This is a genomic window from Bradyrhizobium icense (assembly GCF_001693385.1).
In the GTDB taxonomy this organism is placed as follows: Bacteria; Pseudomonadota; Alphaproteobacteria; order Rhizobiales; family Xanthobacteraceae; genus Bradyrhizobium; species Bradyrhizobium icense.
The window spans coordinates 3,144,997-3,171,558 of record NZ_CP016428.1; the positions used below are offsets into that span (position 1 = coordinate 3,144,997).

The following is a 26,562-nucleotide window of genomic DNA, read 5'->3' on the forward strand; positions in this document are numbered from 1 at the left end:
AGCTGACCCGATGCCGAAATTTCGGTGCGCAAGGACCTCGAGCGGTATCGACTCTATATTGTGCCCGGCAAGCCGGAAACGGAAGGACGTCTTATAGATCGCCCGGTCCCATTGAGTCCGAGCGTATAGGAGTGCAGTCCGCTATCAAACGAACATAGGCTGATGTGCGGCTAATTGCTTCGGGCTACCGGTGATGGTCGCACTCTGATAACGATATGAGCCAGCATCAAGTAACGGAGTTACCCAGCAATGATTGAGCAAATCGGTATCGTAGGCGCGGGGACCATGGGTAACGGCATCGCCCAGGTTTGCGCCGCAGCCGGCCTCCCCGTGGTCATGACCGACATCTCAGACGCCGCGCTCACACGTGGCATGTTGGTGGTGTCGAACAGCCTGGAGCGCCTCGTCAACAAGCAGAAGATGACCGACGCCGACCGGCAGGCCGCGCTGGCGCGCATCACGACGACTACGGACACGGCGAAGTTTTCCACCTGCGATCTCGTCATTGAGGCGGCGACCGAGAATGAAGAGCTGAAGGTCAAGATACTGAAGGACCTTTGCCCAAAATTGCGGCCGCAGGCGCTGCTCGCCACCAACACGTCCTCGATCTCGATCACAAAACTCGCGGCGGCGACCGACCGGCCGGACCGCTTCATCGGCATGCACTTCTTCAATCCGGTGCCGCTGATGGCGCTGTTGGAACTGATCCGGGGCTTGCAGACCTCCGATGACACGCATGCCAAGGCCGCGGACTTCGCCAAGCGCATCGGCAAGGTGGCGATCACGGCGAAGAACAGCCCGGGCTTTGCGGTCAACCGCATCCTCTGCCCGATGATCAACGAGGCGATCTTTGCTCTGCAGGAAGGTTTGGCGACCGCCGAGGATATCGATGCCGGCATGAAGCTCGGCTGCAATCATCCGATCGGCCCGCTGGCGCTCGCCGACATGATCGGCCTCGACACCATGCTGTCGGTGATGGAAGTGTTCTACCAGGGCTTCAACGACCCGAAATACCGCCCCGCGCCGCTCCTGAAGGAAATGGTCGCCGCCGGCCATCTCGGCCGCAAGACAGGGCAGGGCTTTTATAGCTACGGGAAGTAGTGGAGCGATAGCATGTAGGATGGGGAGAGCGCAGCGAAACCCATCTTTGCGCCGAGACGTGAAGGGTATCGCTTCCGCTCTACCCATCCTACCAAGCTACTTCGGATCGGGCTCGACAAGACCCTTGGCCGGATTCTCCAGCTTTCCCGCACGCGCGAGCTTCACCGCATTACCGAGCGCGCGTGCCGCATTGCGTACCTCGTCGTGGAATTCGTGATCCTCGTCCAAGGCCTGATGCGAGGTGGCGTAGGGCTCCATGTAGCCGATATAGCCCTCGGCTTCGGCGGTGCGGCCGGCCGAGATCAGCGCCATATCGGTCAGCCAGTCCGAAAGTGACCGCCGCAGCGTCTCCGCGCCTCCGCTGTCGCCGTGAATCACAAGCCCGAAATGCCGGCCGGCCAGATGGCGCGGATAGGGCCATCCTTTCAGTTCGAGCGCCTTGGCCTGGCCGGCGTGCTTGCCGTGGGTGGAGGTCGGATCGGGATTGCCGCCATCGGCGCAGACCAGGCGATCCATCATCGCCTTCAGCGGCGTCGGCGCGTGATACCAGTTCACGGGCGCCACGATCAGGATGCCGTGCGCTGCCACCCAGAGCGGATAGATTTCGTTCATCCAGTCGTCGGTCTGGCCGAGCGAATGGTTCGGATAACAACTGCAGGGCCAGTGGCAGAGCGGCATCGCGGTGGCGACGCAGGATTTGCAGGGATAAATCTGCCGGCCATATTCCGACGTCAGCCGCGAGAGATCCAGAATGTCGACCGCAAATCCCATTTCGGCCAGCACCGGCTCGGCGAGCTTGACCAGCCGCCATGTCTTGGACGTCTCGCCGGGGCAGGTATGCTCGCTACGCGCCGAGCCGTTGACGATGAGGATACGCGGCTGCGCAGCGGCATCGTCGTGGCGCCGCTGCGCTTCGAGAATGGCCTCGCGTGCGGCGAGCCAGTCCACCGCGATTTCGTACTCGGGATCGGCGAAGCCCGCTCCCGCCTTGCGCGTCAGCGGGGCTTTGCGGGAATGGCTATAGGCGTCCCATGCCGCCGCGACGATGGCGTCGAGCTCGCGCTGCAGTGGCTGGAAGACCGGATCGACGAAGCGGCCGCGATAGCGCCTCTCGAATTCCTCGCGCGGCAATTTGACGGGCGGCATTTCCTTGCGAACGTCCGGCGCCGCCATGGATCGATCCTTTCGCGCGATGATCGCTGCCGTCTCAACGTTGGAGCCGGAGCGGCGGTTCCGGGCTTGGCCGGCGCATCTATTCCGGACGCCACATGTCGAACAGTTCCGCGGTACTGACCAGCTCGATCTGCTCGTTGAACCGCGTCCGGTACATGGTCATCAGCGCATCATGCCCGGTGTCCGAGGAACTGCAGAGCGCATCCTGCACGATGACGACGCGGAAGCCGAGATCGACCGCGCCGAGCACCGTGGCGAGCACGCAGACATCGGTCTCCGCGCCTGACACCACCACCGTGCCGACATGCCGCTCGACGAGCAGATGACCGAGCCGCGATCCGAAGAATGCCGAATAGGCGGGCTTGTCGACGACCAGGGCCGGCGGCGAATATCGGGACAGCGCCGGCACGATGTCGAGTGCGCCGGGAGCGAGGTCATCGCGCGTCGCGCGCTTCCATTTGGTGAAATAGGCCCGCCACTGGCCGCGGCGGTCTTCCGGCCGCTCGGGTGTGATGAAGCGCGTGAATACCGTCCGCTCCTGATATCGCGCGGCGATCTCCGAGATCACCGGCAATACCTTCTCCATCCATGGCGTTTCCCACACACCGCCTTTGGCGAAGATGTTCTGCATATCGATGCACAGATGCGCGGCGTCGCGAATTCCTTCCATGGCTGGCCTCTTGCCTCATTGAGAAGGCTAATTCGGAAATTGGGAACTGGTTTCATTAGCCGGACGGGGAGCGTCCGGCCTTGCTGGGCATCCGTAAAGTCGCGACCGCGGATCGGCGATGGCCGAGGATGAACGGAACTCCCGCCTTCGTGCCACGTTGCATTCGTGGTTGATGGTGCGTGGACGAAGAGGAGGCCATGGCTTACTTTTCCACAGGACAGGACGCGATCGAGCGGAGCGGCAAGATCCTGGCGGACGTCGTATCCGCCTTGCTTCTGTTGGCCTTTGCAATTGCGTTCTTCGGCTGGCTGGGCGGCACGGTTGCGTTTCTCCTTCTTGAAGGCGGGCTGCTGGCGGTCGAATACGTCTTGCCCGGCGACGACGGCGACGCGGCCGCCGTGGTGAGGTGAGCGCCGGCCGCCAGGCGCATGCGTGGTCTCAATGCCCGATGGCCGTCCCAGCGTATGGGGACTAGTCATGCCCGTGAAGGTCGATGCCGACGATTTGACAGCGACGGTGCGCTACGCGCTGGAGACCACGCGCGCGACGGCAGCATGCCCTTTCCATTGGGATGTGATTGTTCGCGTCGGCGATGACGCCGCCGAGAGCCATGCTTTCGAGCGCGCAAGAAGAATCGTAAGGAGCGACGGCACCCATTGGCCGGTGGAAGCCATCAGGAGCGAATTCGCGCGTCAGCTTGGCGAGGCCGCAGACGGCCAATGCCCCCGCTGCGAGGGCTGATCGCAAGCTACGCCGCCTCAATCCACTCCGCCGCCCCGCGCCACAGCGTGTCGCGATGCTCGGGCCGGAAAAATCCAAGATGCCCGATCTTGCTCACGCCGGTATCCGCAGGCGTCACCGTGATGATCTCCGGCGTGATCGAGGTAAATCCCGAACACAGCAATTCGACCGCCGGCGGCGTCGCCCACGGATCGTCGGACATGCAGAGTGCGCGCAACGCGCCGTGGTATTTCGGGAAATTCTGCACGGCTTCGAGCCTGGCATCGTCGAACAGATAGCGCGGGCTCATCACCCAGCGCACCCATTGCAGGAATGCATCCTTCGGCAGATCCATGCCGAGGCCGGCCTCGCCGGGCATGTAGCCGAGCGCGCGGGTTAACGGAGCGCCCACAAAATTCAGCAGGGCGTAGACGCGGTAGCGCTCCGGCGCCGTCATCAGTTTCCAGTAACCGGCCTGAGCGGCGATCAGGAGTGCGCGCGAAATCTCCGAATTGTTCGGCAATAGGCCGAGCGCCTGGCCGCCGAACGAATGCCCGACATAGGCGAAGGGCAGCGCCTTGTAGCGCTCGCGCATCCAGGCGACCGCCGCGGTGATGTCCTGAGCTGCCCAGTCCGACATCGAGGCCTTGAAGCCGACGAGCGATTTCGGCCTGATGGAGCCGGGCAGCGCCTGCTGCCTGGAGTCGCCGGTGCCGCGGTAGTCGTAGGTCAGAACCGCGCAGCCGCGGTGGGCGAGGTAGCCGGCAAAACCCCGGTAGAGCTTGCGGGGAACGGCGGTCGCCGAATTGACCAGGACCGCACGGCGCTTGGCCCCTCGGGGCAGAAACAGCGTCGCGGCAAGGGGATATCCGTCCGTCGCGGGCACCGTGATGTCGTCGCAAAATACGTCGTCCAGTCCCGGCTCGGCCACCGTGTTCTCCTGCCAGCTTTGCGAGCGGCCATAGCAAATGCGAATTCGGATTTCGCCGCAAGAGCTTGTCAGGACTACCGGAAATCTAACTGGCGGTCGGTCCGCAGCCTGTGTATAACCCGGCCTTCGTAACCTTCGACCCGGCTCCGCCGAGGCTTCGCCTTGGTCCTCTCGACTTTGGTCGCGCCGAAGTTTTAACGAACGCGGATAAGTAGCGGTTTTTGCTCAGGAGTTAACGTCATGTCCGAGCGGTGGACGCCCGACAACTGGCGCACCAGGCCGGTGCTGCAGGTGCCCGATTATCCCGATGCCAAGGCATTGGCCGACGTCGAGGCGCAGCTTGCCACGTTTCCCCCGCTGGTGTTCGCCGGTGAAGCCCGTAACCTGAAAAAGGCGCTGGCCCGCGTCGCGGCCGGCGAGGCCTTCCTGCTGCAGGGCGGCGATTGCGCCGAGAGCTTTGCCGAGCACGGCGCCAACAACATCCGCGACTTCTTCCGTGTGCTGCTGCAGATGGCGGTGGTCCTGACTTATGCCGGCGCGCTGCCGGTGGTGAAGGTCGGCCGCATCGCCGGGCAGTTCGCAAAACCGCGCTCGTCGAACACCGAAAAAGTCAACGGCGTCGAGCTGCCGAGCTATCGCGGCGACATCATCAACGATATTGCCTTCACCCCGGAGGCGCGCATCCCCGATCCGCAGCGCCAGTTGATGGCGTATCGGCAGTCGGCGGCGACGCTGAACCTGCTCCGCGCGTTCGCGACCGGCGGCTTTGCCAATCTCGGCAGCGTTCACCAGTGGATGCTCGGTTTTCTCAAGGATTCGCCGCAGTCCCGCCGGTACAAGGAACTGGCGGATCGTATTTCGGACGCGTTGAATTTCATGCGTGCCTGTGGTCTCGACCTCGAAAGCCATCCCGAACTGCGCGCCACCGATTTCTACACCAGCCACGAGGCGCTGCTGCTCGGCTACGAGCAGGCGCTGACCCGGGTCGATTCCACCACCGGCGACTGGTACGCCACCTCAGGCCACATGATCTGGATCGGTGACCGCACCCGCCAGCTCGACCACGGCCATGTCGAATACTTCCGCGGCATCAAGAACCCGATCGGCCTGAAATGCGGCCCCTCGCTGAAGCCGGACGAGCTGTTGAAGCTGATCGACATCCTCAATCCCGACAACGAGGCGGGACGGCTGACGCTGATCAACCGCTTCGGCTCCGACAAGGTCGGCGATCACCTCGCGCCGCTGATACGCGCCGTGCAGCGGGAAGGGCGGGTTGTGGTCTGGTCGTGCGATCCGATGCACGGCAACACGATTACCTCGACGTCAGGGTACAAGACCCGGCCGTTCGACCGGGTGCTGTCGGAGGTGAAGTCGTTCTTCGCCATCCATGCGGCGGAAGGGACCCATGCCGGCGGCGTGCATCTGGAGATGACCGGCCAGGACGTCACCGAATGCATCGGCGGCGCCCGCGCCATCACCGACGAGGACCTCAACGACCGCTACCACACGGTCTGCGATCCCCGCCTCAACGCCGAGCAATCGATCGATCTGGCTTTCCTGATTGCCGAACTGCTGAAGCAGGAACGCGCCGGTAAGGCTCAGCCGATGCCGGCCGCAGCGGGACTCTGATTTGCTGCGACTTTGGCGGGCCACGATCAACACGCGTAACGGCCTCGCTTTTGCGATCCGTTCGGAGCAGGCCGTCCGCGAGGAACTGATCGCATTGGCGCTGTCGGTGCCGCTGGCCTGGCTGATTGGCGTGACCACCATGCGCCGCGTGGAACTTGTCGCGGCCGTCGCCTTTGTCCTGGTGGTCGAACTGCTCAACACCGCGATCGAGAAGCTCGCCGACCGCCTGACCACCGATCACGATCCGAAGATCGGCCAGGTCAAGGACATGGGCTCGGCTGCGGTTGGCGTCGCGCTGCTGATGGCCGGCCTGTTCTGGCTGTTCGCCCTCGCCGAACGCATGGGCGCAATTTGAAGCAAGCAATTGCAGTTTGCTCTTGTGCAAGGCACCATTGCTCCCATGACCGAACCCACCTTCAAGATCACGCTGGCGCAGTTGAACCCGACGGTCGGCGACGTCCCGGGCAACGCCGCCAAAGCCCGCGCCGCGCGCGACAAGGCTGCGGCCGATGGCGCCGATCTCCTGCTGCTGCCCGAATTGTTCATCTGCGGCTATCCGCCCGAAGATCTGGTGCTGAAGCCGGCGTTCCAGGCCGCCTGCCGCGCCGCGGTCGAGGAACTGGCGCGCGAGACCGCGGGCGGTGGTCCGGCTGTTCTGATCGGCACGCCCTGGGTCGAGGACGGCAAGCTCTATAACGCCTGCGCGCTGCTAGATCAGGGCCGCATCGCCGCGTTGCGCTTCAAGGCCAACCTGCCGAACTACGGCGTGTTCGACGAGAAGCGGCTGTTCGCGCGCGGCCCCGCCGCGGGCCCTGTGACCGTCCGCGGCATCCGGGTCGGCGTGCCGATCTGCGAGGACATCTGGCTCGAGGAATCCGAAGAATACGAAAACGTCGTCGAATGCCTCGCCGAGACCGGCGCGGAAATCCTCGTCGTGCCGAACGGCTCGCCCTACGCGCGCGACAAGAACGATCTCCGGCTGTCGATCGCGGTCGCCCGCGTCACCGAAAGCGGTCTGCCGCTGGTCTACCTCAATCAGATCGGCGGGCAGGACGAGCTGGTGTTCGACGGCGCGTCGTTTGCGCTTAACGCCGACCTTTCGGTCGCGGCGCAACTGCCCGCTTTCGAGGAAAACATCGCCACACTGCGCTGGACCAAGGGCGTCGAGGGCTGGCGCTGCTCGGGCCCCGTAGTGCCGCTGCTCGAGGGCGACAAGGCGGATTACGCCGCCTGCGTGCTGGGCCTGCGCGATTATGTCCGCAAGAACGGCTTTCCGGGCGTCTTGCTTGGCATCTCCGGCGGCATCGATTCCGCGCTGTGCGCGGCGATCGCTGTCGATGCACTTGGCGCCGACCAGGTCCGCGGCGTGATGCTGCCGTTCCGCTTTACCGCACAGGTGTCGCTGGACGACGCCGCAAAGCTCGCGAAGGCGCTAGCCATCCGCTACGAGGTGCTGCCGATTGCCGATGCCGTGAACGGCTTCGAGAAAATCCTGTCCGGTCCGTTCGCTGGCCTGCCGCGCGACATCACCGAAGAGAATTTGCAGGCGCGCACCCGCGGCACGCTGCTGATGGCGATTTCGAACAAGACGGGCGCGATGGTGGTCACCACCGGCAACAAGTCGGAAATGTCGGTCGGCTACGCCACCATCTATGGCGACATGAATGGCGGCTTCAATCCGATCAAGGACATCTACAAGACCGAAGTGTTCCGCTTGTCGAGCCTGCGCAACGAGTGGAAGCCGGATGGCGCCCTCGGGCCGTCGGGAGAGGTGATCCCGGTCAACATCATCACCCGGCCGCCGACGGCGGAACTGCGCGAGAACCAGACCGACCAGGATTCGTTGCCGCCCTACGACATGCTCGATGGCATCCTCGAGCGGCTGGTTGAGCGCGAGGAGCCGCTGGCCACGATCATCGCGGCCGGTTTCCCGGCTGAAATGGTGACGCGGATCGACCGCCTGCTCAACGTCGCCGAATACAAGCGCCGGCAGGCCGCGCCGGGCGTCAAGGTGACGGAAAAGAACTTTGGCCGCGACCGCCGCTATCCCATTACCAACCGCTTCCGCGACAACGGCAAGGCGCTGCCCGCACCCGACGAAAAGCTGGTCGCGCGCGCCGGCCGCGCGTCGGCGGACGTATTTGATGGGTAACTGCGGATATTCCGTCGGAAAAAAACAAGCGGGACGACGATTCGGAGAAACGTCATCCCGCTCCGTTTAAGCCAGCCAGTTGATGGCTTCCCGATAGGCTGCTTCGGGAAGCGCCTTCAGTATACGGGCTACGCCGCTTGCGAGAAGAACAACACCCGTATGAGGTGCGTATACTCGGATTCGAACACCATGATGGCCACAAATACCAACACCAAGACAGGCGGTAGCAGGATAGCATAGGTCAGGGCCAACCGCTCCCAGGCCATATGCATGAAGACGGCGACGATCAGGCCGGCCTTCAACACCATGAACAGCAGGATCAGCGACCATCTGAGATAGCCCTGCAAGCCGAAATAGTCGACGAGATAGGAACAGGCGCTGAGAACGAACAACCATCCCCAAACCACGAGATAGAGCTTGATCGGGTGCTGCTGCCCCTCTGCGTGTGTGGTGACAGCTGACGCCGCCGCATCGGGCGCATGGGCGTGTAGCGGATGTCGTCGACCTTCTATTTGTACTGCTGCCTCTGTCATGCGCCGGCCTCACCATAGGTAAAAGAAGGCAAAGATGAAAACCCACACAAGATCGACGAAGTGCCAGTACAGGCCCATTGTTTCGACGATCTCGTAATTCCCTTTCCTGCTCGTGAAAAAGCCGCGTCGTCCGTGATCAAAATCTCCGCGCCACACCTTTCGGGCGATGGCGATCAGGAAAATCACCCCGAACGTCACGTGAGTGCCGTGGAAGCCGGTGATCATAAAGAAGCTGGATCCGAACTGCGCCGCACCCCAGGGATTTTCCCAAGGCCGAACACCCTCCTGGATCAGCTTGGTCCATTCGAAAGCCTGCATGCCGACGAAGGTTGCGCCAAGTGCCGCCGTAACCAGCATCAGGACTGCAGTTTTGACGCGATCGCGGCGGTAGCCGAAATTGACGGCCATCGCCATCGTCCCGCTGCTGCTGATCAAGACGAAGGTCATGATGGCGATCAGGATGAGGGGAATATGGTGTCCCCCAATCGTGAGCGCGAATACCTCACTCGGGTTGGGCCACGGCACGGTCGTGGACATCCGCGCCGTCATGTAGGAGAGCAGGAAACAACTGAAGATGAAGGTGTCGCTGAGGAGGAAGATCCACATCATGGCCTTGCCCCAGGACACATTCTTGAACGCGCGCTGATCCGAGGACCAGTCGGCGGCGATGCCCTTCAAGCCGGCAGTCCGCGCAGGCGACTGTCCAGGGTTTGTCAGCGCAGTCTCTGCCATCTGGGTCCTCCCTAGCTCAGCAACCGGCGACAGATGTTGATGAAATCGTCCGTCCAGCCCGTCAGCACACCAAGCACGACGAGCCAGACCAACAGCAGAAAATGCCAGTAGATGACACAGAGCTCTACGCTCAGGCGTAGCTGGGGCATCTCAGCGCCACGCCACACCTTGGCGGTTGTTCTCCCCAGGGCCACCAGACCGCCCATCAGATGGAGTCCGTGCGCCGCAGTGATCATATAGAAGAATGAGTTGGCCGGATTGGATGCCACGAAATACCCCGCGGCGCTCAGCTGTTGCCATGCGAGCAACTGCCCGATCAGGAATATGATGGCGGATGCTGCTCCCGCGCAGAGGCCGACGATTACACCGTCCATGTTGTTCCGCTGTGCGGACACATATGCCCATTGCATCGCGACACTGCTCAAAACCAGGACGCCGGTGTTGAACCAGAGCAGTGCCGGGACTGGGAGTGCCCGCCAATCCACCATGTCCATGCGCATGGAGTAGGCGCTGATGAAGAGCGCGAACAACGAGGTGGCAACAGCGAGGAACACTCCCAATCCGAGCTTCGCTGCCGGCAGGGTAATCGCTCCCGTGCCCGGGAAGTCATCGATCGAGCCTTCTTCCAGCCAGGGCTTGGCCGTCAACCGCTGCTGCGACAGCCACCATCCGGCGATGACTGCGATCACCGCCATGACCAGGATGATGGCGCTCACGGTGCAGCTCCCTGGGCGCCCCGTTTCGCCGGCGGCTGGTTCTGCGGAATGAAGTCCTCCGCGGCACCTGGCACGCTGTAGTCATACGCCCAGCGATAGACCACCGGGAGCTCCTTGCCCCAGTTGCCGTGCCCAGGAGGCGTCTCCGGCGTCTGCCACTCCAATGTTGTCGCCCGCCATGGATTGCCGCCGGAAGCCTTGCCCTTGAACAGGCTCCACACAAGGTTGAACAGGAACACCATCTGGGCGAAGCCCACGATCAACGCGACAACGCTGATGAAGGCGTTCAGCGTATGAACCGATGGGGTGATGAACGCCGCTTCGCCAAGGTCGTGATAACGGCGCGGGACTCCCTGCAGCCCGAGATAATGCATGGGGAAGAAGATGAGATAGGCACCGAGGAACGTGACCCAGAAATGAAACTTGCCCATCCAGTCATCCAGCATCCGCCCGGTTACCTTGGGGTACCAATGATAGATCGCCCCCATCACGACCATGATGGGCGCCACGCCCATCACCATGTGGAAATGCGCGACGACGAACATCGTATCCGAAAGCGGGACATCCACGACGACGTTGCCAAGGAAGAGGCCGGTGAGCCCGCCGTTCACGAACGTGATGATGAAGCCGAGGGCGAACAGCATCGGAACGGTGAGATGGATGTCACCGCGCCACAGGGTCAGCACCCAGTTGTAGACCTTGATGGCGGTCGGGATGGCGATGATGAGCGTCGTGGTGGCGAAGAAGAACCCGAAAGTCGGGTGCATGCCGCTCACATACATGTGGTGCGCCCACACGATGAAGCTGAGCGCGCCGATGGCCACAATGGCCCAGACCATCATGCGATAGCCGAAGATGTTCTTCCGCGCATGCGTGCTGATCAGATCGGACACGATGCCGAAGGCCGGCAGGGCGACGATGTAGACTTCGGGATGACCGAAGAACCAGAAAAGGTGCTGGAACAGGATCGGGCTGCCGCCGCCATACTTCAACTGCTGGCCCATTTCGACGAGTGCGGGCATGAAAAAGCTGGTTCCCAGGAGGCGGTCGAACAGCATCATGACGGAGGCAACGAACAGCGCCGGGAAGGCCAGCAGCGCCATGACGGTAGCCGTGAAGATGCCCCATACCGTCAGGGGCATACGCATCAACGTCATGCCGCGCGTGCGCGCCTGCAGCACCGTCACCACGTAGTTCAGCCCGCCCATGGTGAAGCCGATGATGAACAGGATCAGGGAGGTCAGCATGAGAACGATGCCCCAATCCTGCCCGGGTGTGCCGGAGAGAATCGCCTGCGGCGGGTACAGCGTCCAACCGGCGCCGGTGGGGCCGCCAGGCACGAAGAAGGTCGAGGCCAGCACTAGAACTGCGAGCAGATAGACCCAGTAGCTCAGCATGTTCACGTACGGGAAAACCATGTCCCGGGCGCCGACCATCAGCGGGATCAGGTAGTTGCCGAAACCTCCAAGGAACAGGGCAGTGAGCAGGTAGATCACCATGATCATGCCGTGCATGGTGATGAACTGGAGGTATTGGTTCGCATCAATGAAGGAAAATGTGCCGGGAAATCCGAGCTGCAGCCGCATCAGCCACGACAGCACCAGGGCTACCAGCCCGATTGCCGTCGCCGTCAGCGAGTACTGAATGGCGATGATTTTGGCGTCCTGCGAAAAGACATAGTGCGTCCACCAGCTCTTGGGGTGATAGAGCTCAACCTCCGGCACTTCGGCAGGCGGAACGTCTGCGATTCTGTCATACGGGACATCGACCATCGAAGACACCTCCTCGGTCGCTTTCATCAGGGGGCGATGAGTTGTTCTCACGCGCCCAATCTGTATTCGCCGCGGCGTTTCTTACTCGCCGCCGGATTTGTACGTCGCCCTCATAACGGCGCTTCGGCCTGACAATTCCGCAAACGTCTTCTGCTTCTCCAGCCAGGCCCGATAGTCACTCTCTTCTTCGATGATAACCTTGGTCCGCATCTGCGCGTGCGCTGCCCCGCACAGCTCGGCGCAGAGCACATCGAACGTTCCGGTTCGGATCGGGGTCATCCAGAAATAGGTGACCATGCCTGGGACCATGTCCATCTTGGCGCGGAATTCGGGCACATAGAAATCGTGCAGGACATCGAGTGAGCGGAGCAAAACCTTGACGGGCTTGCCGACCGGGAGATGCAACTCGTCACTCGCGATTACAACGTCGTCTTGCCCATGCCGATCGTCGGGGTTCAAGCCCATCGGGTTCTCGGAGCTGACGTAGCGGACGTCGGTAGTGCCCATCCGGCCATCCTTGCCGGGGAGGCGGAAGCTCCAGCTCCATTGCTGACCCATGACCTCGACCTCGGTCGCATCTGCCGGAACCGTGACGAACTGGTGCCAGACAAACAAGCCGGGTGCCAACATGGCTGCGACGCCGACCGCCGTCCCTATGGTGAGCCACCATTCGAGCTTCTTGTTTTCGGGATTGTAGGCCGCCTGTCTGCCTTCCTTGTGATGGAAGCGGAAGACGCAATAGGCCATGAACGCGATGACCGCGAAGAACACCGCCCCGGTGATCCAGAAGGTGATGTTGATGGTGTCGTCTATGTAGCGCCAGTTAGTGGCGATCGGCGTCCACCACCACGGGCTGTAGATGTGAAACAGCACCGAGCCGACCGCGACCAAAAGCAATATGATGGCAACAACCATCCTTCATTCCTCCTTGCCACTAAAGGCAACGGAGACGAAAACAAAGGGCGGAGCTCGCACCTGTCTTGATGGCTGACTTCGCATGCGCCATCGCAGTGCGTCTTGCCTCGCCCACTATGACCGGTCGCGACATCCAAACGTGGCACCGAGCGCACGTTACGACCGCTTGCCATCAGATCTGGGGCGTCAGAAACGAGGATGATACGCGTCGGGGCTGGCGTCAATAGAACACTTCAGCGTCGGGAACGCTGCGCGGATGCCGCAAGCTGAGCAGCGTCAGACGGCCAGATCGTTTGACCCATGATGCAATGCGCCAAATGACCGTGAACGTGCACAGTTCACCGAACCGTGAGCGCTGTCCGGCTCGCATAGCGCTAAGTTCGTCGGGCAGGTCGCGACGAGTTTCGTCCGGCTAAGCTCCTTTTGCTGAACCTGGGTGGTTTGCCGTCGCGTTTCCCGCACATGAGGGCGGATTACGCGTGGCTGGAAAGCGCGTCGTTTCACCGCCGCGACTTTTCAGCACGGGAGGGTGCGTCCATGGCCACTCTGTATTCTGACGGCATCGCAAAAGTAGGACGGCACGTATTTGGCGAGGCCGCCACATATCCCATTCGCAAGATCGAACTTTCCGACCTGAGCGAGGCGCTGCGCCTGGGCTGGGAAGACTTCAAGGCAGTGCCAAGTCACGCGATTGTCCTGTGCGTGATTTATCCCGTCCTCGGTATTGCTCTCTTCAGGATGGTCCTTGGCTACTCGGTACTGCCGCTGCTGTTCCCGCTGGCAGCCGGGTTTGCCTTGATTGGACCCTTTGCCGCGGTTGGTCTCTACGAGCTCAGCCGCCGCCGCGAGCGCGGCGAGGAGGTCGGCGCATGGGATGCGCTTAACGTGCTGCGCGCTCCATCTTTCGGGGCCATGCTCGAGCTCGGCGTGCTCCTGCTTGTTCTGTTCGGGGCCTGGATCGGCGCGGCGAATGCTATCTACGTCTCGATCTTCGGCCACGCACCGGCTGCGAGCATCCCTGATTTCGTAACGCGCGTGCTGACCACGTCGGACGGATGGTCACTCATCATCGTCGGTTGCGGCGTCGGTTTTCTGTTCGCGGTCGTCGCCCTGTGCGTCAGCGTCGTGTCGTTTCCGCTGATGCTTGACCGGCATGCGACTGCGATAGACGCTATCCGCACGTCACTGCGCGTTGTGATGAAAAATCCGGTTCCGATTGCCGGGTGGGGCCTGATTGTCGCGGCGTTGCTGGTGATCGGTTCACTGCCCGTCTTCGTTGGACTCGCAGCCGTTCTGCCGATACTCGGCCATGCCACCTGGCATCTGTATCGGAAGGTGGTCGAGCCCGATCCCAATCCTCCACAGGAACCACCGCCCCGGCGGAAAGGGCACCGCTACGCAGCGGATTTTCCGTCCGCTCTCTTCCCGTGGGGCCGTGAGCGCGAGCCGTAGCCGCGAAAACAGGCGCGGCTGATCGCGTCAGCCGCGCCTCAGCAAGGGCGCTCGAAGGTTGGGCGCCTACTGCTTCGGCGGAATGAAGGTCGGGCCCACGGTGCGGATCGGCTTGTCCTTGTCGTTGGTCGTAGCCGCCGTGTCGGCCGGAGCTGCCGGTGCAGGCGCGGCGGCGGTGGTGCCTGCGGGCGTGGCGCCCTTCTTGGGCGGCGGCGAGCCTTTCGACTGCGCGCGCTGCTGCATCCGCCTCGCACTCTCCTCGGTGACGATGATGTCGCCCTGCTGTTCGACCGCGGCCTTGTCGTCGACCGACTTCAGCGCTTCCGACCAGGTCTGGCCCGCGGGCTTGCAGGAGCAGGATGCGTTGAACTCGGTGCGGAATTTGAACGCGTTGGGCAGCGATGAATAGGGCTGGCCGTTGATCGAGACCGCCTGGTTGATGTCCTCGCCGGGATTGCGGTAGGCGAACAGGGTCGCCTCCGCCGCCGGGCACAGCGCCTTGCAGGTCCGCTCATCATCCTGGAAGCGGGCCTGCACGGTCGCGAATGAGACCGGGAAATAGGCGCCGTCGCAGGTGCGGACGCAGACGGTGCGGAAGGTGCCGGATGGCGCGCCGAGATCGGCACTGGGCGGCGGCAGCGTATTATTGTTGCCGAACAGGCTGTCGATGAAGTTGCCGGGGCCGCGTGCGGCAGCGGCATATTGCGGGCCGCAATTGTTCTGCGCGAGAGCCACCAGCACCGAGCGGCGCTGGTTTTCGCGGTCAGCGCCGCCGATGCCGCCGCTGCGCAGCCGTTCCAGGCTGGTGGTGATCTGGTCGAGATTGGCGCGCATCTGCTGAATCTGGTTGTTCACCGGACCGCATTGGGCGGAGCGGCCGTTGAACAGCGAGAAGAAGCCCGAGCTTTCGCAGCCCATGCGCTTGGCTTGCAGCGTGACCCGGTCGAGCTCGGCCTGCTGCTTGGCCTCGGCGTCCTGATAGCGGCGGATCTGCTCATCCTTGGCGGGGTCGCCGGTGCCGGCGCCGCGGTCGATCGTCGCCAATTGTCCTTCTAGCCGGATGCAGATCGGATTGGCTGGCGCGCCCTGTTGTGGCGGCGCGTCCTGGTTCATCTGCGCCATGGCGTCTTCGTTCGTCTGCGCCAAAGCGGGTGTGCCCGGGGCAGCGATGCCGAGCAGGATGGCGCAGGTCAATATCCGAAGGGGGAGGGAAGCGTTGCGAATTTCCAGCATATCCGGCCATTGAGAGCTGATCCGCGCGGCTCAAAAACCTGATGACGCGGCCAAGGCAGCGTTCTGCGGCCAAGGCCGCATCCAATACCCGCTTCTCAGGGCAGCGTCACGTCGTTTCCGGGGCGCGGGTGTGGCAAACCGGCCCTTGAAACTACGGAATTAATGCCTCTAGCGCTGGCAGGTGATGGCGACGTATTCGCCGCACGCCGGGCCTGCGCAGCGGTCGCCGCCGCCGATCGGAACCGCGCTGGTGATTTCGTCGCGCTCGACGCGACGATAGGCGATGGCCTGGGCAAACTCCCGTGACTGGCAATAGGAGCGGGCGGCGTGGGCGCCACATTTGTCGCCCCTGGCGAGGCACTCATCCACACCATAACCGTCGGCCTGGTTGGCCACGATGAAGACGCGGCTGTCGGCGGAAGCGGCCGAGGCGGCAAACAGGAAGGCACAGGCAATGAGTGCGGAGGAAAGTCGCATGGATGGCACCGGCAGGGAGAGAGAGCGCCTTCAGAAATAGGCCAAAAGTGTTAATAATGATTAACCATGAGGGCCGAGGGCGGCAGTGAGTGGCGGGGTTCGCCGGCCTGATCGGACCCAAATCGGGCATGAGCAAGGCCTTGACGGCGTGCCCCCGATACCGCAATGGTGGAACCATGAACGGTCTCCTCGCCATCTGCGCCATTTGCCGCGAGATTATTAGCTAGCGATTCGCTGGCTGAGGCCGTCTTTTCTCAAAAACTGAGATCACTGGACGCCCGGCCGGCAGCGCACCGGCTCTCGCATTCGCATGGTTTTGCGGCGAATGGGGTTACGAATGGGAGAGCCGGGGCGCTGCAAGAAACTAAAAGTTTAGCGCCGCCTGCGATTTGAAGTTCCTGGTCGATCTCGCTGCTACCTCTGCAGGAACTTCAAATCGCCCTCGGCACTGGGATGGGTTTGTCATGGATTTGCGTCTCTACGATACCTTGACCAAGGAGAAGCGGCCGTTCGTGCCGCTCGATGCCGGCAACGTCCGCATGTATGCCTGCGGACCGACGGTCTACGACTTCGCCCATATCGGCAACGGTCGCGCGGCGATTGTGTTCGACGTGCTGTTTCGCGTGCTCCGCCATCGCTATGGCGCGGATCAGGTGACTTATGTCCGCAACATCACCGACGTCGACGACAAGATCAACGTCCGTGCCGCGCGCGACTATCCCGGCGTGCCGCTGAATGAGGCGATCCGCAAGGTCACCGAAGAGACGTATCAGCAGTACCAGGACGACGTCACCGCGCTCGGCTGCTTGGCCCCGACGGTGCAGCCGCGCGCGACCGAGCACATCCCGGAGATGCGGGCGATCATCGAGAAGCTGGTTGCCGGCGGCTTCGCCTATGTCGCCGAAGACCACGTGCTGTTCTCGCCGCAGGCGATGAACGAAGCCAATTCCGTGATGCCGCGCTATGGCGCGCTGTCGAAACGCTCGCTCGACGAGATGATCGCAGGCGCCCGCGTCGACGTTGCGCCCTACAAGCGCGACAATACCGACTTCGTGCTGTGGAAGCCTTCGAAGCCGGGCGAGCCGTCGTGGCCGTCGCCATCGGGCATCGAGGTCGAAGGCCGCCCTGGCTGGCACATCGAATGCTCGGCGATGGCCTGGAAGCATCTCGGCGAGAAGTTCGATATCCATGGCGGTGGCATCGACCTGGTGTTTCCGCATCATGAGAACGAGCTCGCGCAGACCTGCTGCGCGTTCCATTCCGACCGCATGGCGAATGTCTGGATGCATAACGGCTTCCTGCAGATCGAGAGCGAGAAGATGTCGAAATCGCTCGGCAACTTCTTCACGATCCGAGAACTGCTGGCCGATTGGCCGGGTGAGGTGCTGCGTTTGAGCATGCTCAAGACGCACTACCGCTCGCCGCTGGATTGGACCGCGAAGGGTGTGGAAGAGAGCGCGAAGACGCTCGACGACTGGTACGCGATCGCGGCCGACGCTGTGGCCACCGAGCCGTCGTCCGCCATGATCGAGGCGCTCTATGACGACCTCAACACGGCGCTGGCGATGGCAGTCCTGCACGGCCTGCGCAACGCGGCGGCGTCGGGCGGGGCGCGGGAACGCGGCGAGTTTGCGGCCTCGCTTCGCCTGCTCGGCTTCCTCTCGATGAGTGCTGCGGAGTGGAAGGGGCGGAAGCAGCAGGCGAGCGGCATAGATGCGCAACACGTCGACCGCCTGATTGCCGATCGCGCGGCGGCGCGCGCGCGCAAGGATTTCAAGGAATCCGATCGCATCCGCGATGAGCTCGCCGCGATGGGCGTTGCCATCAAGGACAGCAAGGACAAGGACGGAAAACCCGTCACCACCTGGGAGATCGCGTGATGGACAAACCCGATACCCCGTTTCCCAAACACTGGCGCTACTACATCTTCATCAAATGGGCGCTGATCGTTGCCGCGGTCATACTGGCGCTGCGGCTGTTCGGAGTGATTTGACGCGATGGGACAGGCATTGCCCAAACCTGGCTTGCGGCCGTTTCTGCCGGCGGATGTTCCGATGCTGGCGGCGATCTTCGTTGCCGCCATCGAGGGACTGACCGGCGACGACTACAGCGAGGCGCAGCAGGAGGCCTGGGCTCAGGCAGCCGAGGACGAAGCGGCGTTCGGCAAGAAGCTCGCCGGGCAACTGACGCTGATCGCGACCATCCAGAACGCGCCGGTCGGCTTCGCCTCGCTGAAGGGCGCCGACCATCTCGACATGCTCTACGTCCACCCGAGTGTGGCAGGGCAGGGCGTTGCGTCGATGCTGGTAGACGCGCTGGAGAAACTGGCGGGCGCGCGCGGGGCCAAGGTTCTGACCGTCGATGCCAGCGATACTGCCGAGCCATTGTTCAGAAAGCGCGGCTATGCCGCCAAGCAGCGCAATACGGTTTCGCTCAATGGCGAATGGCTTGCCAACACCACGATGCAGAAGACGCTGGCGACAAGCGCCGCGCCGGGAGCGCCGACATGAGCCGCGAACGCCTATATCTGTTCGATACGACATTACGCGACGGCGCGCAGACCAACGGCGTCGATTTCACCCTGCATGACAAGCAGATCATCGCGCAGATGCTCGATGAACTCGGCATCGACTACGTCGAAGGCGGCTATCCCGGCGCCAATCCGACCGATACCGAATTCTTCGCCGAAAAGCCGAAGCTCGAGCACGCCAAATTCACCGCGTTCGGCATGACGCGCCGTCCGGGCCGTTCGGCCTCGAACGATCCGGGGCTGGCGGCGCTGATCGAGGCCAAGGCCGATGCGATCTGCTTCGTCGCAAAATCCAGCGCTTATCAGGTGCGGGTGGCGCTGGAGACCACCAACGAGGAAAACCTCGCCTCGATCCGCGACAGCGTCAGCGCCGCCAAGGCCGCGGGCCGTGAGGTGATGGTCGACTGCGAGCACTTCTTCGACGGCTACAAGGAGAGTGCCGATTTCGCGCTCGCCTGCGCCAAGGCTGCCTATGATTCCGGCGCGCGCTGGGTCGTGCTGTGCGACACCAATGGCGGCACCATGCCGCACGAGATCGAGACCATCGTCGGCGACGTCGTGAAGCACATCCCGGGCAGCCATGTCGGCATCCACGCCCATAACGACACCGAGCAGGCGGTGGCCAACTCGCTCGCCGCAGTACGCGCCGGCGCCCGCCAGATCCAGGGCACGCTGAACGGACTCGGCGAGCGCTGCGGCAACGCCAATCTCTGCTCGCTGATCCCGACGCTGCGGCTGAAGAACGAATTCTCCGACGCGTTGGAAATCGGCGTCACCGCGGAGAAAATGGCGACGCTGATGAAGATGTCGCGGACGCTCGACGACATGCTCAACCGCGCGCCGAACCGCCATGCGCCCTATGTCGGCGAAAGCGCGTTTGTCACCAAGACCGGCATTCATGCTTCCGCGGTCCTGAAGGATCCGCAGACCTACGAACACGTCATGCCCGAATCCGTCGGCAACCACCGCAAGGTGCTGGTCTCGGACCAGGCCGGCCGCTCCAACGTGATGGCCGAGCTCGACCGCGCCGGCGTTCCTTACGAGAAGAACGATCCGAAACTGGCAAGGCTGGTCGAGGAGCTGAAGGAGCGGGAGGCTGCCGGTTTTGCCTATGAATCCGCCGACGCCTCGTTCGATCTCCTGGCGCGGCGCACGCTCGGCCGGGTGCCGGAATATTTCAAGGTCGAGCAGTTCGACGTCAATGTCGAGCAGCGCTACAACGCCAACGGCCAGCGCGTCACGGTGGCGCTCGCGGTGGTGAAGGTCGACGTCGCCGGCGAGCGGTTGATCTCGGCAGCCGAAGGCAACGGCCCGGTGAATGCGCTCGACGTCGCGCTGCGCAAGGATCTCGGCAAGTACCAGAAGTACATCGAGGGCCTGAAGCTGATCGATTACCGCGTCCGTATCCTCAATGGCGGCACGGAAGCGGTGACGCGGGTCCTGATCGAGAGCGAGGACGAGAATGGCGAGAGCTGGACCACGATCGGCGTCTCGCCCAATATCATCGACGCCTCGTTTCAGGCGCTGATGGATTCGGTGGTCTACAAGCTGGTGAAATCCGGCGCGCCGACGTGAGGTGAGTTCGTCATTCCGGGATGGTCCGAAGGACCAGACCCGGAATCTCGAGATTCCGGGTCCGATGCTTCGCATCGCCCCGGAATGACTGCAGGGGTAGGTGCGAATGATCGACCACATTTCCGTCGGCGTTGCCGACCTCAAGCGTTCCGCGCGCTTCTATGAAGCAACTCTGGCCGCCCTCGGCCTCACACGTCTCGTCACCCGTCCCGCCACCATCGGCTTCGGCAAGGCCTATCCCGAATTCTGGATCAACCTGCGCGCCGGCATGACGCTAGTGCCGCTCGAAAGCGGCACGCACATCTGCCTTCGCGCGAAATCACCCGCCGATGTCGATGCGTTTCACGCGGCTGCGTTGAAGTCCGGCGGACATTCCGACGGCGCACCGGGCCTGCGCCCGCATGATCGCGTCAAATATTACGCGGCCTTCGTCATCGATCCCGATGGCAACCGCATCGAGGCCGTGACGTTTCCGGCGGAGTGAAGGCGCAACGACTACAACTTCCGCGCCAATTCCGGCGCCATCTCCTTGGCGCCTGCCGGAGCACGGGCAGCGGCGGCGCGCAGCCGCGGCACGATGTCCTCGACCTGTTCGGCTTTGAGAATGTCGATCTCGAACGGCGGCCGGATGAATTTGGTTTCGCGCATATGCGCGAGCAGCGCAAACAGCGGTTCCCAGAAGCCGTCGATATTGGCGAGCAGCACCGGCTTGGTGTGACGGCCGAGCTGCTGCCACGTTATCTGCTCGACCAGTTCCTCCAGCGTACCGACGCCGCCGGGCAGCGCCACGAAGGCGTCGGAGTGTTCGAACATCAGCCGTTTGCGTTCGTGCATGTCGGGCGTGACGATCATCTCCTGCACGCGCGCCATCATATGTTCGCGCGACTTTAGAAATTCCGGAATGATGCCGGTGACCAGTCCACCGTGATCCAGCGTGGATTTGGCGATCGCGCCCATCAGCCCAACTGATCCGCCGCCATAGACGAGGCGGATATTGTTCTCGGCAAACGCTTTTCCCAAGGCTTGGGCCGCTTCGACGAAGCGGTGGTTGGAGCCGGGGCCGGAGCCGCAATAGACACAGACGGTTTTGATTAGTTCGGTCTTGATTTGATCCATAACGACCATGTGGCACCGCACCCAGAAAACCTCAAGTCTGGCTGACTTCGCTGATGCAGCAGAAATAGGCCCGAAATCAAACCAAACGGGGGAAAGATTTATCTTTCAAGGCTGTACGGGCGAGTTAAACGCTCTATATGACGGGCGTATGCAGATCATCAGAAACCATCTGACGGCGGCCGGTGCGCCATCCTGCGTTGGGCGCGACAGCGATGGCTGATCCTGATTCGCGCGCCGATGCCGCCCAACTGCCGGCCGACAATGCTCCCGAAAGAGCGACCCTGATCGGGACGCTGGTTCACCTCTGGCCCTATATCTGGCCCGGCGACCGCACCGACCTGAAAATGCGCGTGGTCTGGTCGATGGTGCTGCTGCTGGCCGCGAAGCTCGCGACGCTGACGGTGCCGTTCACCTTCAAATGGGCGATCGATGCGCTCAACGGCATGGGCACGGCGCCGGTCGAAGCCTCGAACTGGATGCTGTGGCTGATCGCCTCGCCATTGCTGATGACCGCGAGCTACGGCGCGGTGCGCGTTTTGATGGCGGTGCTGACGCAGTTTCGCGACGGCATCTTCGCCCGCGTCGCGATGCATGCGGTGCGCAAGCTCGCCTACATCACGTTCGTTCACATGCACGAATTGTCGCTGCGCTTTCATCTGGAGCGCAAGACCGGCGGCCTGACGCGCGTGCTGGAGCGCGGCCGGACCGGCATCGAGGTGATCGTGCGGATGGTGATCCTGCAGCTCATCCCGACCATCGTCGAGGTCTCGCTCCTGATGGCGGTGCTGCTGTGGCAGTTCGACTGGCGTTACGTGCTGGTCACCGCGATCACGGTCGTGATCTACATGTACTACACCTACATCGCGACCGAATGGCGGATCGAGATCCGCCGCAAGATGAACGATTCCGACACCGAAGCGAACACCAAGGCGATCGACTCGCTGCTCAACTACGAGACGGTGAAATATTTCAGCGCCGAGACGCGCGAGGCCGAACGCTACGACCGTTCGATGGAGCGCTACGAGCACAACAGTGTCAAGACCTACACCTCGCTGGCAGTGCTCAACACCGGGCAGGCGGTCATCTTCACCATCGGCCTCACCGCGACCATGCTGATGTGCGCGATCGGCGTGCGCAACGGCACCAACACGGTCGGCGATTTCGTCATGGTCAACGCCATGATGATCCAGCTCTACCAGCCGCTGAACTTCATGGGCATGGTCTATCGCGAGATCAAGCAGGCGATCATCGACATCGAGAAGATGTTCAACGTGCTGTCGCGCAATCCGGAGATCAAGGATATCCCAGGCGCCGCGCCGCTCGTGGTCAGCGCCGGGAGTGTGCGCTTCGACGACGTGCGCTTTGCCTATGATCCGGAGCGGCCGATCCTCAAAGGCCTCAGCTTCGAGGTGCCCGCCGGCAAGACGGTTGCGATCGTCGGTCCCTCCGGCGCCGGCAAGTCGACGATTTCGCGATTGCTCTTCCGCCTCTACGACGTCTCCAGCGGAAAAATCCTGATCGACGGCCAGGACATCAGGAACGTTACGCAGGCGAGCCTGCGCGCCTCGATCGGCATGGTGCCGCAGGATACCGTGCTGTTCAACGACACCATCCGCTACAACATCCGCTACGGTCGCTGGGATGCCGGCGATGGCGAGGTGGAAGAGGCGGCGCAACTGGCGCAGATCGACAGCTTCGTCCGCAACTCGCCCAAGGGCTACGAAACGCAGGTCGGCGAACGCGGGCTGAAACTGTCCGGCGGCGAGAAGCAGCGTGTGGCGATTGCGCGCACGGTCCTGAAGGCGCCGCCGATCCTGGTGCTGGATGAGGCAACCTCTGCGCTCGACAGCCACACCGAGCACGAAATCCAGGAAGCGTTGGAGCGGGTCTCACGCGGCCGCACCTCGCTGGTGATCGCGCACCGGCTCTCCACCATCGTCGGCGCCGACGAAATTATCGTGCTGGATCAAGGCCGCATTGCCGAGCGCGGCACCCACGTCAAGCTTTTGGCGGCGGGTGGGCTTTATGCCAGCATGTGGAACAGGCAGCGCGAAGCCGAGGCGGCACGGGAGAAGCTTGCGCAGATCGACGATGGTAACGAAGCGCCGAACCGCGCCCCGCCGCCGGTCGATGATCCGCTCAACGAGCCGGCCGGCGATCAGCCCAAATCCAAAGATCCCTTGGCAACCGCCGCGGAATAATCCAAATACGGCGCTACTTCCAAAGGCAGCGAAGTCGGCCAGATAACAGCGAGCCCTAATGTCGATTGCGAATTCGATCCGCGCGCAGATCCCACCGATCCACCGGGAGGGCTATCCGTTCATCGGCGGCTTTGCGCTGGTCAGCCTGATCCTGTTCTGGATCTGGACTCCGCTTGGCTGGATCGGCACCGTCCTGACCGTCTGGTGTGCACTGTTCTTCCGCGATCCCGTCCGCGTGACGCCGGTACGCGACGGCATCGTGGTGTCGCCGGCCGATGGCCGCGTCTCGATGGTTGCTCAGGTGCTGCCGCCGGCCGAACTCGGCCTCGGCGACCGGCCCCTGCCGCGCATTTCGATCTTCATGAGCGTGTTCAACTGCCACGTGAACCGCAGCCCGGTGACCGGCCGCATCGACCGCATCGCCTACCGGCCCGGCACCTTCATCAATGCCGAGCTCGACAAGGCGAGTGAAGACAATGAGCGCAACTCGCTGGTGATCTCGACCACGAACGGCCGGATCGGCGTGGTCCAGATTGCCGGGTTGGTAGCGCGGCGGATTGTCTCATTCGTGCGCGAAGGCCAGTCGATCGGCGCCGGCGAGCGGTTCGGCCTGATCCGTTTCGGCTCGCGTCTGGACGTCTATCTGCCCGAAGGCACGAGGTCGCTGGTTTCGGAGGGCCAGACGGCGATTGCCGGCGAGACGATTTTGGCCGATTTCGGCTCGACCGAGCAGGGCCGGACTTTTCGCGCCGATTAACCACCTTCGGCGCCTGAATGGCCAGGCGGCTGCCAATGGCAAACCGGGTCGGCGCTTGCTATATGATGGCTGGCCATGTTGATCCCGGACCCCAAATACCCTGAATTGCGCCGCCGCCGGTTTCGCCCGATCCCGGTGCGGATGCTGGTGCCCAACGTCATCACGCTGCTCGCGATCTGCGCCGGGCTGACGGCGATCCGCCTGTCGATCGAAGGGCGAATGGAGCTCGCCGTCGCCGCGATCGTATTCGCCGCGGTGCTCGACGGGGTCGACGGCCGCGTCGCGCGCATGATCAAGGGCCAGTCGAAATTCGGCGCCGAGCTCGACAGCCTGGCGGATTTCGTCAATTTCGGCGTCGCACCCGGCCTGATGCTGTATTTCTGGCAACTGCAGGAGCTGGGCAATGGCGGCTGGATCGCGGCGATGGTGTTCGCGATCGCGGGCGGCCTGCGGCTGGCGCGCTTCAACGCCAGTATCGACGACCCGAACAAGCCCGCCTTTGCGGCAAATTATTTCACCGGCGTGCCGGCACCGGCTGGCGCGATCCTTGCGATGTTGCCGTTCTATCTGGCATTTCTCGGCGTCTCGAAGCCGCCGGCCATGCTGACCGCGGCCTACACGCTGCTGATCGCTTTCCTGATGGTATCGCGGCTGCCGGTGTTTTCCGGCAAGACGGTGAAGATGCGGGTGCCGCCGGAAATGGTGCTGCCGGTTTTCGTCTCCGTCGTATTCTTCGTCGCGCTTCTGATCGGTTATCCCTGGCACATCCTGTCGATCGGCTCGGTGCTCTACCTCGTGAGCCTGCCCTGGGGCTGGAAATCCTATCGCGACCACGAGCGCAACGCCGCCGTTGCGGAGCAGCCGGCTCCGGCCGCTGAAGCCACGCCGTCATCTCCGGCGACGTTCTCGCCGGCGCCCAGCGACAGCGAGGACGAACGGCCGGCGCGGCTGAACTGAGCGTCCTCGCCACTCTCCGATATAGCTGCCATGAGCTGCTGCCGAGTTGGGTTCTCCTGCAATCTCGGCTATAGGGCTTAGCGACCTACGGCCTCAAAGAGCCGGGCCGAAAAATCAGGAGAGAACGCCGTGAACAAAGCCGTTACCGCCCCGCTGCCTGCTTCCGTCCTCGAGGCGCTGGCGCGCTACGACACCCCGACGATCTGCAATGCGATGGAGATCGTGGCGCCGGAGCGCCGCCTGATCGGCTACACCACCAAGCCGCTGGTCTGTCCGTTCCCCGACCTGCCGCCGATGGTCGGCTACGCCCGTACGGTGACGATCCGCTCGGTACTCAAATCCACGCTTCCCGCCGACGAGCAGTCGAAGCGCCGCATCGCCTATTACGAATATGTCGGCACCGGCTTCGGTCCGCGCATCACCGTGATCCAGGATATCGACGGCGCCGATGTCGGCTACGGCGCGTTCTGGGGCGAGGTGCAGAGCAACGTGCACAAGGCGCTCGGCTGCCTCGGCGTCATCACCGACGGCTCGATCCGCGACATCCCGCAATGGGCGCCGGGCTTCCAGGCCTTGGCCGGTTCGATCGGACCGTCGCATGCCTGGGTCCATGCCGAGAACTGGGGCGGCGAGGTGCGCGTCGCCGGCATGACGGTGCATTCGGACGATCTGATCCACGCCGACCAGCACGGCGCCATCGTGATCCCCGTCGATATCGCCGCGAAAATTCCGGAAGCCGCCGAACTCTGCGGCCGGCGCGAAACGCCGATCCTGGAGATCGCGCGCAGCCCGGACTTCTCGCTCGAGAAGCTGAAAGAGGCGCTGAAGCGCTCGGCGGAGATTCACTGAACGGCCGCTGACGCCGGAAGGATTGGCCGCCTTCCAGAAGGCCAAGATCGCAAAATGGTGGCCTATCATCAAGGCCGCCGGCATCGGCGCCGCGCAGTGACTGCCGGCCGTGTCATGGCGAGCGAAGCGAAGCAATCCAATCCACATCTCCGCTTGCGGGACTATGGATTGCTTCGTCGCTATCGCTCCTCCCAATGACGGGGAGAACGAAAGATCGACCGGCGCATCATGGTTAGCAAATCCTTGAGAACGCAGCGTCGCTGCCCCGCAATTTTACGATCCCTGTTCGAGTTTAACCTTTACGGCTCTTTAATTGCGCGGTCGTAGGGTTCCTCTGCGCTAGCTCCGGATGGAGCGGCGCGACCGGTCAG

Annotated in this window: 26 protein-coding genes; 15 read left to right on the forward strand and 11 right to left on the reverse strand. The window is 62.9% G+C overall.

Annotated features, from left to right (window positions below):
• The first annotated feature begins 249 nt into the window (after positions 1-249).
• A complete protein-coding gene (locus tag LMTR13_RS14685; RefSeq protein WP_065728495.1) occupies positions 250-1,101 on the forward strand; it encodes a 3-hydroxybutyryl-CoA dehydrogenase in 852 nt (283 codons plus the stop codon).
• A 96-nt stretch (positions 1,102-1,197) separates the two neighbouring features.
• Here the strand turns inward: LMTR13_RS14685 and LMTR13_RS14690 are convergent, their stop codons facing one another.
• Together LMTR13_RS14690 and LMTR13_RS14695 are read right to left on the reverse strand one after the other, a co-directional pair.
• On the reverse strand, positions 1,198-2,274 hold the full coding sequence (locus LMTR13_RS14690) for a flavodoxin family protein (protein ID WP_065728496.1): 1,077 nt from the start codon (positions 2,272-2,274) through the stop codon (positions 1,198-1,200).
• Positions 2,275-2,353: 79 nt separating this feature from the next.
• Positions 2,354-2,944 carry a cysteine hydrolase family protein gene (locus tag LMTR13_RS14695; RefSeq protein ID WP_065728497.1) on the reverse strand — a complete coding sequence of 197 codons (591 nt, stop codon included), beginning with the start codon at positions 2,942-2,944 and terminating at the stop codon, positions 2,354-2,356.
• Positions 2,945-3,123: 179 nt separating this feature from the next.
• On the opposite strand from LMTR13_RS14695, the gene LMTR13_RS14700 reads away from it, so the two are divergent.
• Both LMTR13_RS14700 and LMTR13_RS14705 read left to right on the forward strand, forming a co-directional pair.
• Positions 3,124-3,354, forward strand: a complete 231-nt coding sequence (locus LMTR13_RS14700; RefSeq protein ID WP_236843392.1) for a hypothetical protein — start codon at positions 3,124-3,126, stop codon at positions 3,352-3,354.
• Positions 3,355-3,421: 67 nt separating this feature from the next.
• Positions 3,422-3,685 (forward strand): hypothetical protein, encoded by a 264-nt coding sequence (locus LMTR13_RS14705; RefSeq protein WP_065728498.1) that lies wholly within the window; start codon positions 3,422-3,424, stop codon positions 3,683-3,685.
• Between the two features lie 7 nt (positions 3,686-3,692).
• On the opposite strand, the gene LMTR13_RS14710 is transcribed toward LMTR13_RS14705, so the two are convergent.
• Positions 3,693-4,595 (reverse strand): alpha/beta hydrolase family protein, encoded by a 903-nt coding sequence (locus tag LMTR13_RS14710; RefSeq protein WP_065728499.1) that lies wholly within the window; start codon positions 4,593-4,595, stop codon positions 3,693-3,695.
• Between the two features lie 240 nt (positions 4,596-4,835).
• On the opposite strand from LMTR13_RS14710, the gene LMTR13_RS14715 reads away from it, so the two are divergent.
• The 3 genes from LMTR13_RS14715 to LMTR13_RS14725 are packed head-to-tail and all read left to right on the forward strand — an operon-like array spanning position 4,836 to position 8,376.
• Positions 4,836-6,224, forward strand: a complete 1,389-nt coding sequence (locus LMTR13_RS14715; RefSeq protein ID WP_065728500.1) for a class II 3-deoxy-7-phosphoheptulonate synthase — start codon at positions 4,836-4,838, stop codon at positions 6,222-6,224.
• A 1-nt stretch (position 6,225) separates the two neighbouring features.
• Positions 6,226-6,579, forward strand: a complete 354-nt coding sequence (locus tag LMTR13_RS14720) for a diacylglycerol kinase (protein ID WP_065728501.1) — start codon at positions 6,226-6,228, stop codon at positions 6,577-6,579.
• A gap of 45 nt (positions 6,580-6,624) precedes the next feature.
• On the forward strand, positions 6,625-8,376 hold the full coding sequence (locus LMTR13_RS14725) for an NAD+ synthase (RefSeq protein ID WP_065728502.1): 1,752 nt from the start codon (positions 6,625-6,627) through the stop codon (positions 8,374-8,376).
• A gap of 128 nt (positions 8,377-8,504) precedes the next feature.
• Here the strand turns inward: LMTR13_RS14725 and LMTR13_RS14730 are convergent, their stop codons facing one another.
• The 5 genes from LMTR13_RS14730 to LMTR13_RS14750 form a co-directional block, all read right to left on the reverse strand.
• On the reverse strand, positions 8,505-8,909 hold the full coding sequence (locus LMTR13_RS14730; RefSeq protein WP_065728503.1) for a cytochrome C oxidase subunit IV family protein: 405 nt from the start codon (positions 8,907-8,909) through the stop codon (positions 8,505-8,507).
• Positions 8,910-8,918: 9 nt separating this feature from the next.
• A complete protein-coding gene (locus LMTR13_RS14735; RefSeq protein ID WP_065728504.1) occupies positions 8,919-9,641 on the reverse strand; it encodes a heme-copper oxidase subunit III family protein in 723 nt (240 codons plus the stop codon).
• 11 nt (positions 9,642-9,652) lie between these two features.
• The gene (locus LMTR13_RS14740) at positions 9,653-10,357 is read right to left on the reverse strand and encodes a cytochrome c oxidase subunit 3 (protein WP_065728505.1); all 705 of its coding nucleotides are present in this window, start codon (positions 10,355-10,357) and stop codon (positions 9,653-9,655) included.
• Positions 10,354-12,129 (reverse strand): cbb3-type cytochrome c oxidase subunit I, encoded by a 1,776-nt coding sequence (locus LMTR13_RS14745; RefSeq protein ID WP_065732697.1) that lies wholly within the window; start codon positions 12,127-12,129, stop codon positions 10,354-10,356. The genes LMTR13_RS14740 and LMTR13_RS14745 overlap by 4 nt, the downstream gene beginning before the upstream one ends.
• Positions 12,130-12,210: 81 nt before the next feature.
• Positions 12,211-13,044 (reverse strand): cytochrome c oxidase subunit II, encoded by an 834-nt coding sequence (locus LMTR13_RS14750; RefSeq protein ID WP_065728506.1) that lies wholly within the window; start codon positions 13,042-13,044, stop codon positions 12,211-12,213.
• A gap of 537 nt (positions 13,045-13,581) precedes the next feature.
• On the opposite strand from LMTR13_RS14750, the gene LMTR13_RS14755 reads away from it, so the two are divergent.
• Positions 13,582-14,496 carry a DUF2189 domain-containing protein gene (locus LMTR13_RS14755; RefSeq protein ID WP_065732698.1) on the forward strand — a complete coding sequence of 305 codons (915 nt, stop codon included), beginning with the start codon at positions 13,582-13,584 and terminating at the stop codon, positions 14,494-14,496.
• Positions 14,497-14,562: 66 nt separating this feature from the next.
• On the opposite strand, the gene LMTR13_RS14760 is transcribed toward LMTR13_RS14755, so the two are convergent.
• Both LMTR13_RS14760 and LMTR13_RS14765 read right to left on the reverse strand, forming a co-directional pair.
• Positions 14,563-15,729: a DUF2865 domain-containing protein gene (locus tag LMTR13_RS14760; RefSeq protein ID WP_065728507.1), complete on the reverse strand. Its 1,167-nt coding sequence runs from the start codon at positions 15,727-15,729 to the stop codon at positions 14,563-14,565.
• Positions 15,730-15,897: 168 nt separating this feature from the next.
• Entirely contained in the window at positions 15,898-16,206 is a 309-nt protein-coding gene (locus LMTR13_RS14765) for a hypothetical protein (protein ID WP_065728508.1), read from the reverse strand.
• A gap of 464 nt (positions 16,207-16,670) precedes the next feature.
• On the opposite strand from LMTR13_RS14765, the gene cysS reads away from it, so the two are divergent.
• The 4 genes from cysS to LMTR13_RS14785 all read left to right on the forward strand — a co-directional run bounded on the left by cysS (position 16,671) and on the right by LMTR13_RS14785 (position 20,795).
• Complete coding sequence (gene cysS, locus LMTR13_RS14770; protein ID WP_065728509.1) at positions 16,671-18,086, forward strand: cysteine--tRNA ligase; 1,416 nt, start codon at positions 16,671-16,673, stop codon at positions 18,084-18,086.
• 117 nt (positions 18,087-18,203) lie between these two features.
• Complete coding sequence (locus LMTR13_RS14775; protein WP_065728510.1) at positions 18,204-18,716, forward strand: GNAT family N-acetyltransferase; 513 nt, start codon at positions 18,204-18,206, stop codon at positions 18,714-18,716.
• Positions 18,713-20,311, forward strand: coding sequence for a citramalate synthase (gene cimA, locus LMTR13_RS14780; protein WP_065728511.1), 1,599 nt, complete (start codon positions 18,713-18,715; stop codon positions 20,309-20,311). The genes LMTR13_RS14775 and cimA overlap by 4 nt, the downstream gene beginning before the upstream one ends.
• A gap of 106 nt (positions 20,312-20,417) precedes the next feature.
• Positions 20,418-20,795: a VOC family protein gene (locus LMTR13_RS14785; RefSeq protein WP_065728512.1), complete on the forward strand. Its 378-nt coding sequence runs from the start codon at positions 20,418-20,420 to the stop codon at positions 20,793-20,795.
• Between the two features lie 11 nt (positions 20,796-20,806).
• On the opposite strand, the gene LMTR13_RS14790 is transcribed toward LMTR13_RS14785, so the two are convergent.
• Positions 20,807-21,427, reverse strand: coding sequence for an LOG family protein (locus LMTR13_RS14790; RefSeq protein WP_065728513.1), 621 nt, complete (start codon positions 21,425-21,427; stop codon positions 20,807-20,809).
• 212 nt (positions 21,428-21,639) lie between these two features.
• On the opposite strand from LMTR13_RS14790, the gene LMTR13_RS14795 reads away from it, so the two are divergent.
• The 4 genes from LMTR13_RS14795 (at position 21,640) to LMTR13_RS14810 (ending at position 26,191) form a co-directional block, all read left to right on the forward strand.
• Positions 21,640-23,628: an ABCB family ABC transporter ATP-binding protein/permease gene (locus tag LMTR13_RS14795; RefSeq protein ID WP_065728514.1), complete on the forward strand. Its 1,989-nt coding sequence runs from the start codon at positions 21,640-21,642 to the stop codon at positions 23,626-23,628.
• Between the two features lie 58 nt (positions 23,629-23,686).
• Positions 23,687-24,385 carry a phosphatidylserine decarboxylase gene (locus LMTR13_RS14800; protein ID WP_065728515.1) on the forward strand — a complete coding sequence of 233 codons (699 nt, stop codon included), beginning with the start codon at positions 23,687-23,689 and terminating at the stop codon, positions 24,383-24,385.
• Between the two features lie 75 nt (positions 24,386-24,460).
• The gene (locus LMTR13_RS14805; protein WP_065728516.1) at positions 24,461-25,342 is read left to right on the forward strand and encodes a CDP-alcohol phosphatidyltransferase family protein; all 882 of its coding nucleotides are present in this window, start codon (positions 24,461-24,463) and stop codon (positions 25,340-25,342) included.
• A 129-nt stretch (positions 25,343-25,471) separates the two neighbouring features.
• Positions 25,472-26,191, forward strand: coding sequence for an RraA family protein (locus LMTR13_RS14810; protein ID WP_065728517.1), 720 nt, complete (start codon positions 25,472-25,474; stop codon positions 26,189-26,191).
• Positions 26,192-26,562: the final 371 nt, after the last annotated feature.

Excerpts from the sequence above, each read along its gene's own strand:
- LMTR13_RS14685 (WP_065728495.1), top strand. The coding sequence starts at position 250 with ATGATTGAGCAAATCGGTATCGTAGGCGCGGGGACCATGGGTAACGGC.
- LMTR13_RS14690 (WP_065728496.1), bottom strand. The coding sequence starts at position 2,274 with ATGGCGGCGCCGGACGTTCGCAAGGAAATGCCGCCCGTCAAATTGCCG.
- LMTR13_RS14695 (WP_065728497.1), bottom strand. The coding sequence starts at position 2,944 with ATGGAAGGAATTCGCGACGCCGCGCATCTGTGCATCGATATGCAGAAC.
- LMTR13_RS14705 (WP_065728498.1), top strand. The coding sequence starts at position 3,422 with ATGCCCGTGAAGGTCGATGCCGACGATTTGACAGCGACGGTGCGCTAC.
- LMTR13_RS14715 (WP_065728500.1), top strand. The coding sequence starts at position 4,836 with ATGTCCGAGCGGTGGACGCCCGACAACTGGCGCACCAGGCCGGTGCTG.
- LMTR13_RS14725 (WP_065728502.1), top strand. The coding sequence starts at position 6,625 with ATGACCGAACCCACCTTCAAGATCACGCTGGCGCAGTTGAACCCGACG.
- LMTR13_RS14730 (WP_065728503.1), bottom strand. The coding sequence starts at position 8,909 with ATGACAGAGGCAGCAGTACAAATAGAAGGTCGACGACATCCGCTACAC.
- LMTR13_RS14735 (WP_065728504.1), bottom strand. The coding sequence starts at position 9,641 with ATGGCAGAGACTGCGCTGACAAACCCTGGACAGTCGCCTGCGCGGACT.
- LMTR13_RS14745 (WP_065732697.1), bottom strand. The coding sequence starts at position 12,129 with ATGGTCGATGTCCCGTATGACAGAATCGCAGACGTTCCGCCTGCCGAA.
- LMTR13_RS14750 (WP_065728506.1), bottom strand. The coding sequence starts at position 13,044 with ATGGTTGTTGCCATCATATTGCTTTTGGTCGCGGTCGGCTCGGTGCTG.
- LMTR13_RS14755 (WP_065732698.1), top strand. The coding sequence starts at position 13,582 with ATGGCCACTCTGTATTCTGACGGCATCGCAAAAGTAGGACGGCACGTA.
- LMTR13_RS14760 (WP_065728507.1), bottom strand. The coding sequence starts at position 15,729 with ATGCTGGAAATTCGCAACGCTTCCCTCCCCCTTCGGATATTGACCTGC.
- LMTR13_RS14765 (WP_065728508.1), bottom strand. The coding sequence starts at position 16,206 with ATGCGACTTTCCTCCGCACTCATTGCCTGTGCCTTCCTGTTTGCCGCC.
- cysS (WP_065728509.1), top strand. The coding sequence starts at position 16,671 with ATGGATTTGCGTCTCTACGATACCTTGACCAAGGAGAAGCGGCCGTTC.
- LMTR13_RS14775 (WP_065728510.1), top strand. The coding sequence starts at position 18,204 with ATGGGACAGGCATTGCCCAAACCTGGCTTGCGGCCGTTTCTGCCGGCG.
- cimA (WP_065728511.1), top strand. The coding sequence starts at position 18,713 with ATGAGCCGCGAACGCCTATATCTGTTCGATACGACATTACGCGACGGC.
- LMTR13_RS14785 (WP_065728512.1), top strand. The coding sequence starts at position 20,418 with ATGATCGACCACATTTCCGTCGGCGTTGCCGACCTCAAGCGTTCCGCG.
- LMTR13_RS14790 (WP_065728513.1), bottom strand. The coding sequence starts at position 21,427 with ATGGATCAAATCAAGACCGAACTAATCAAAACCGTCTGTGTCTATTGC.
- LMTR13_RS14795 (WP_065728514.1), top strand. The coding sequence starts at position 21,640 with ATGGCTGATCCTGATTCGCGCGCCGATGCCGCCCAACTGCCGGCCGAC.
- LMTR13_RS14800 (WP_065728515.1), top strand. The coding sequence starts at position 23,687 with ATGTCGATTGCGAATTCGATCCGCGCGCAGATCCCACCGATCCACCGG.
- LMTR13_RS14805 (WP_065728516.1), top strand. The coding sequence starts at position 24,461 with ATGTTGATCCCGGACCCCAAATACCCTGAATTGCGCCGCCGCCGGTTT.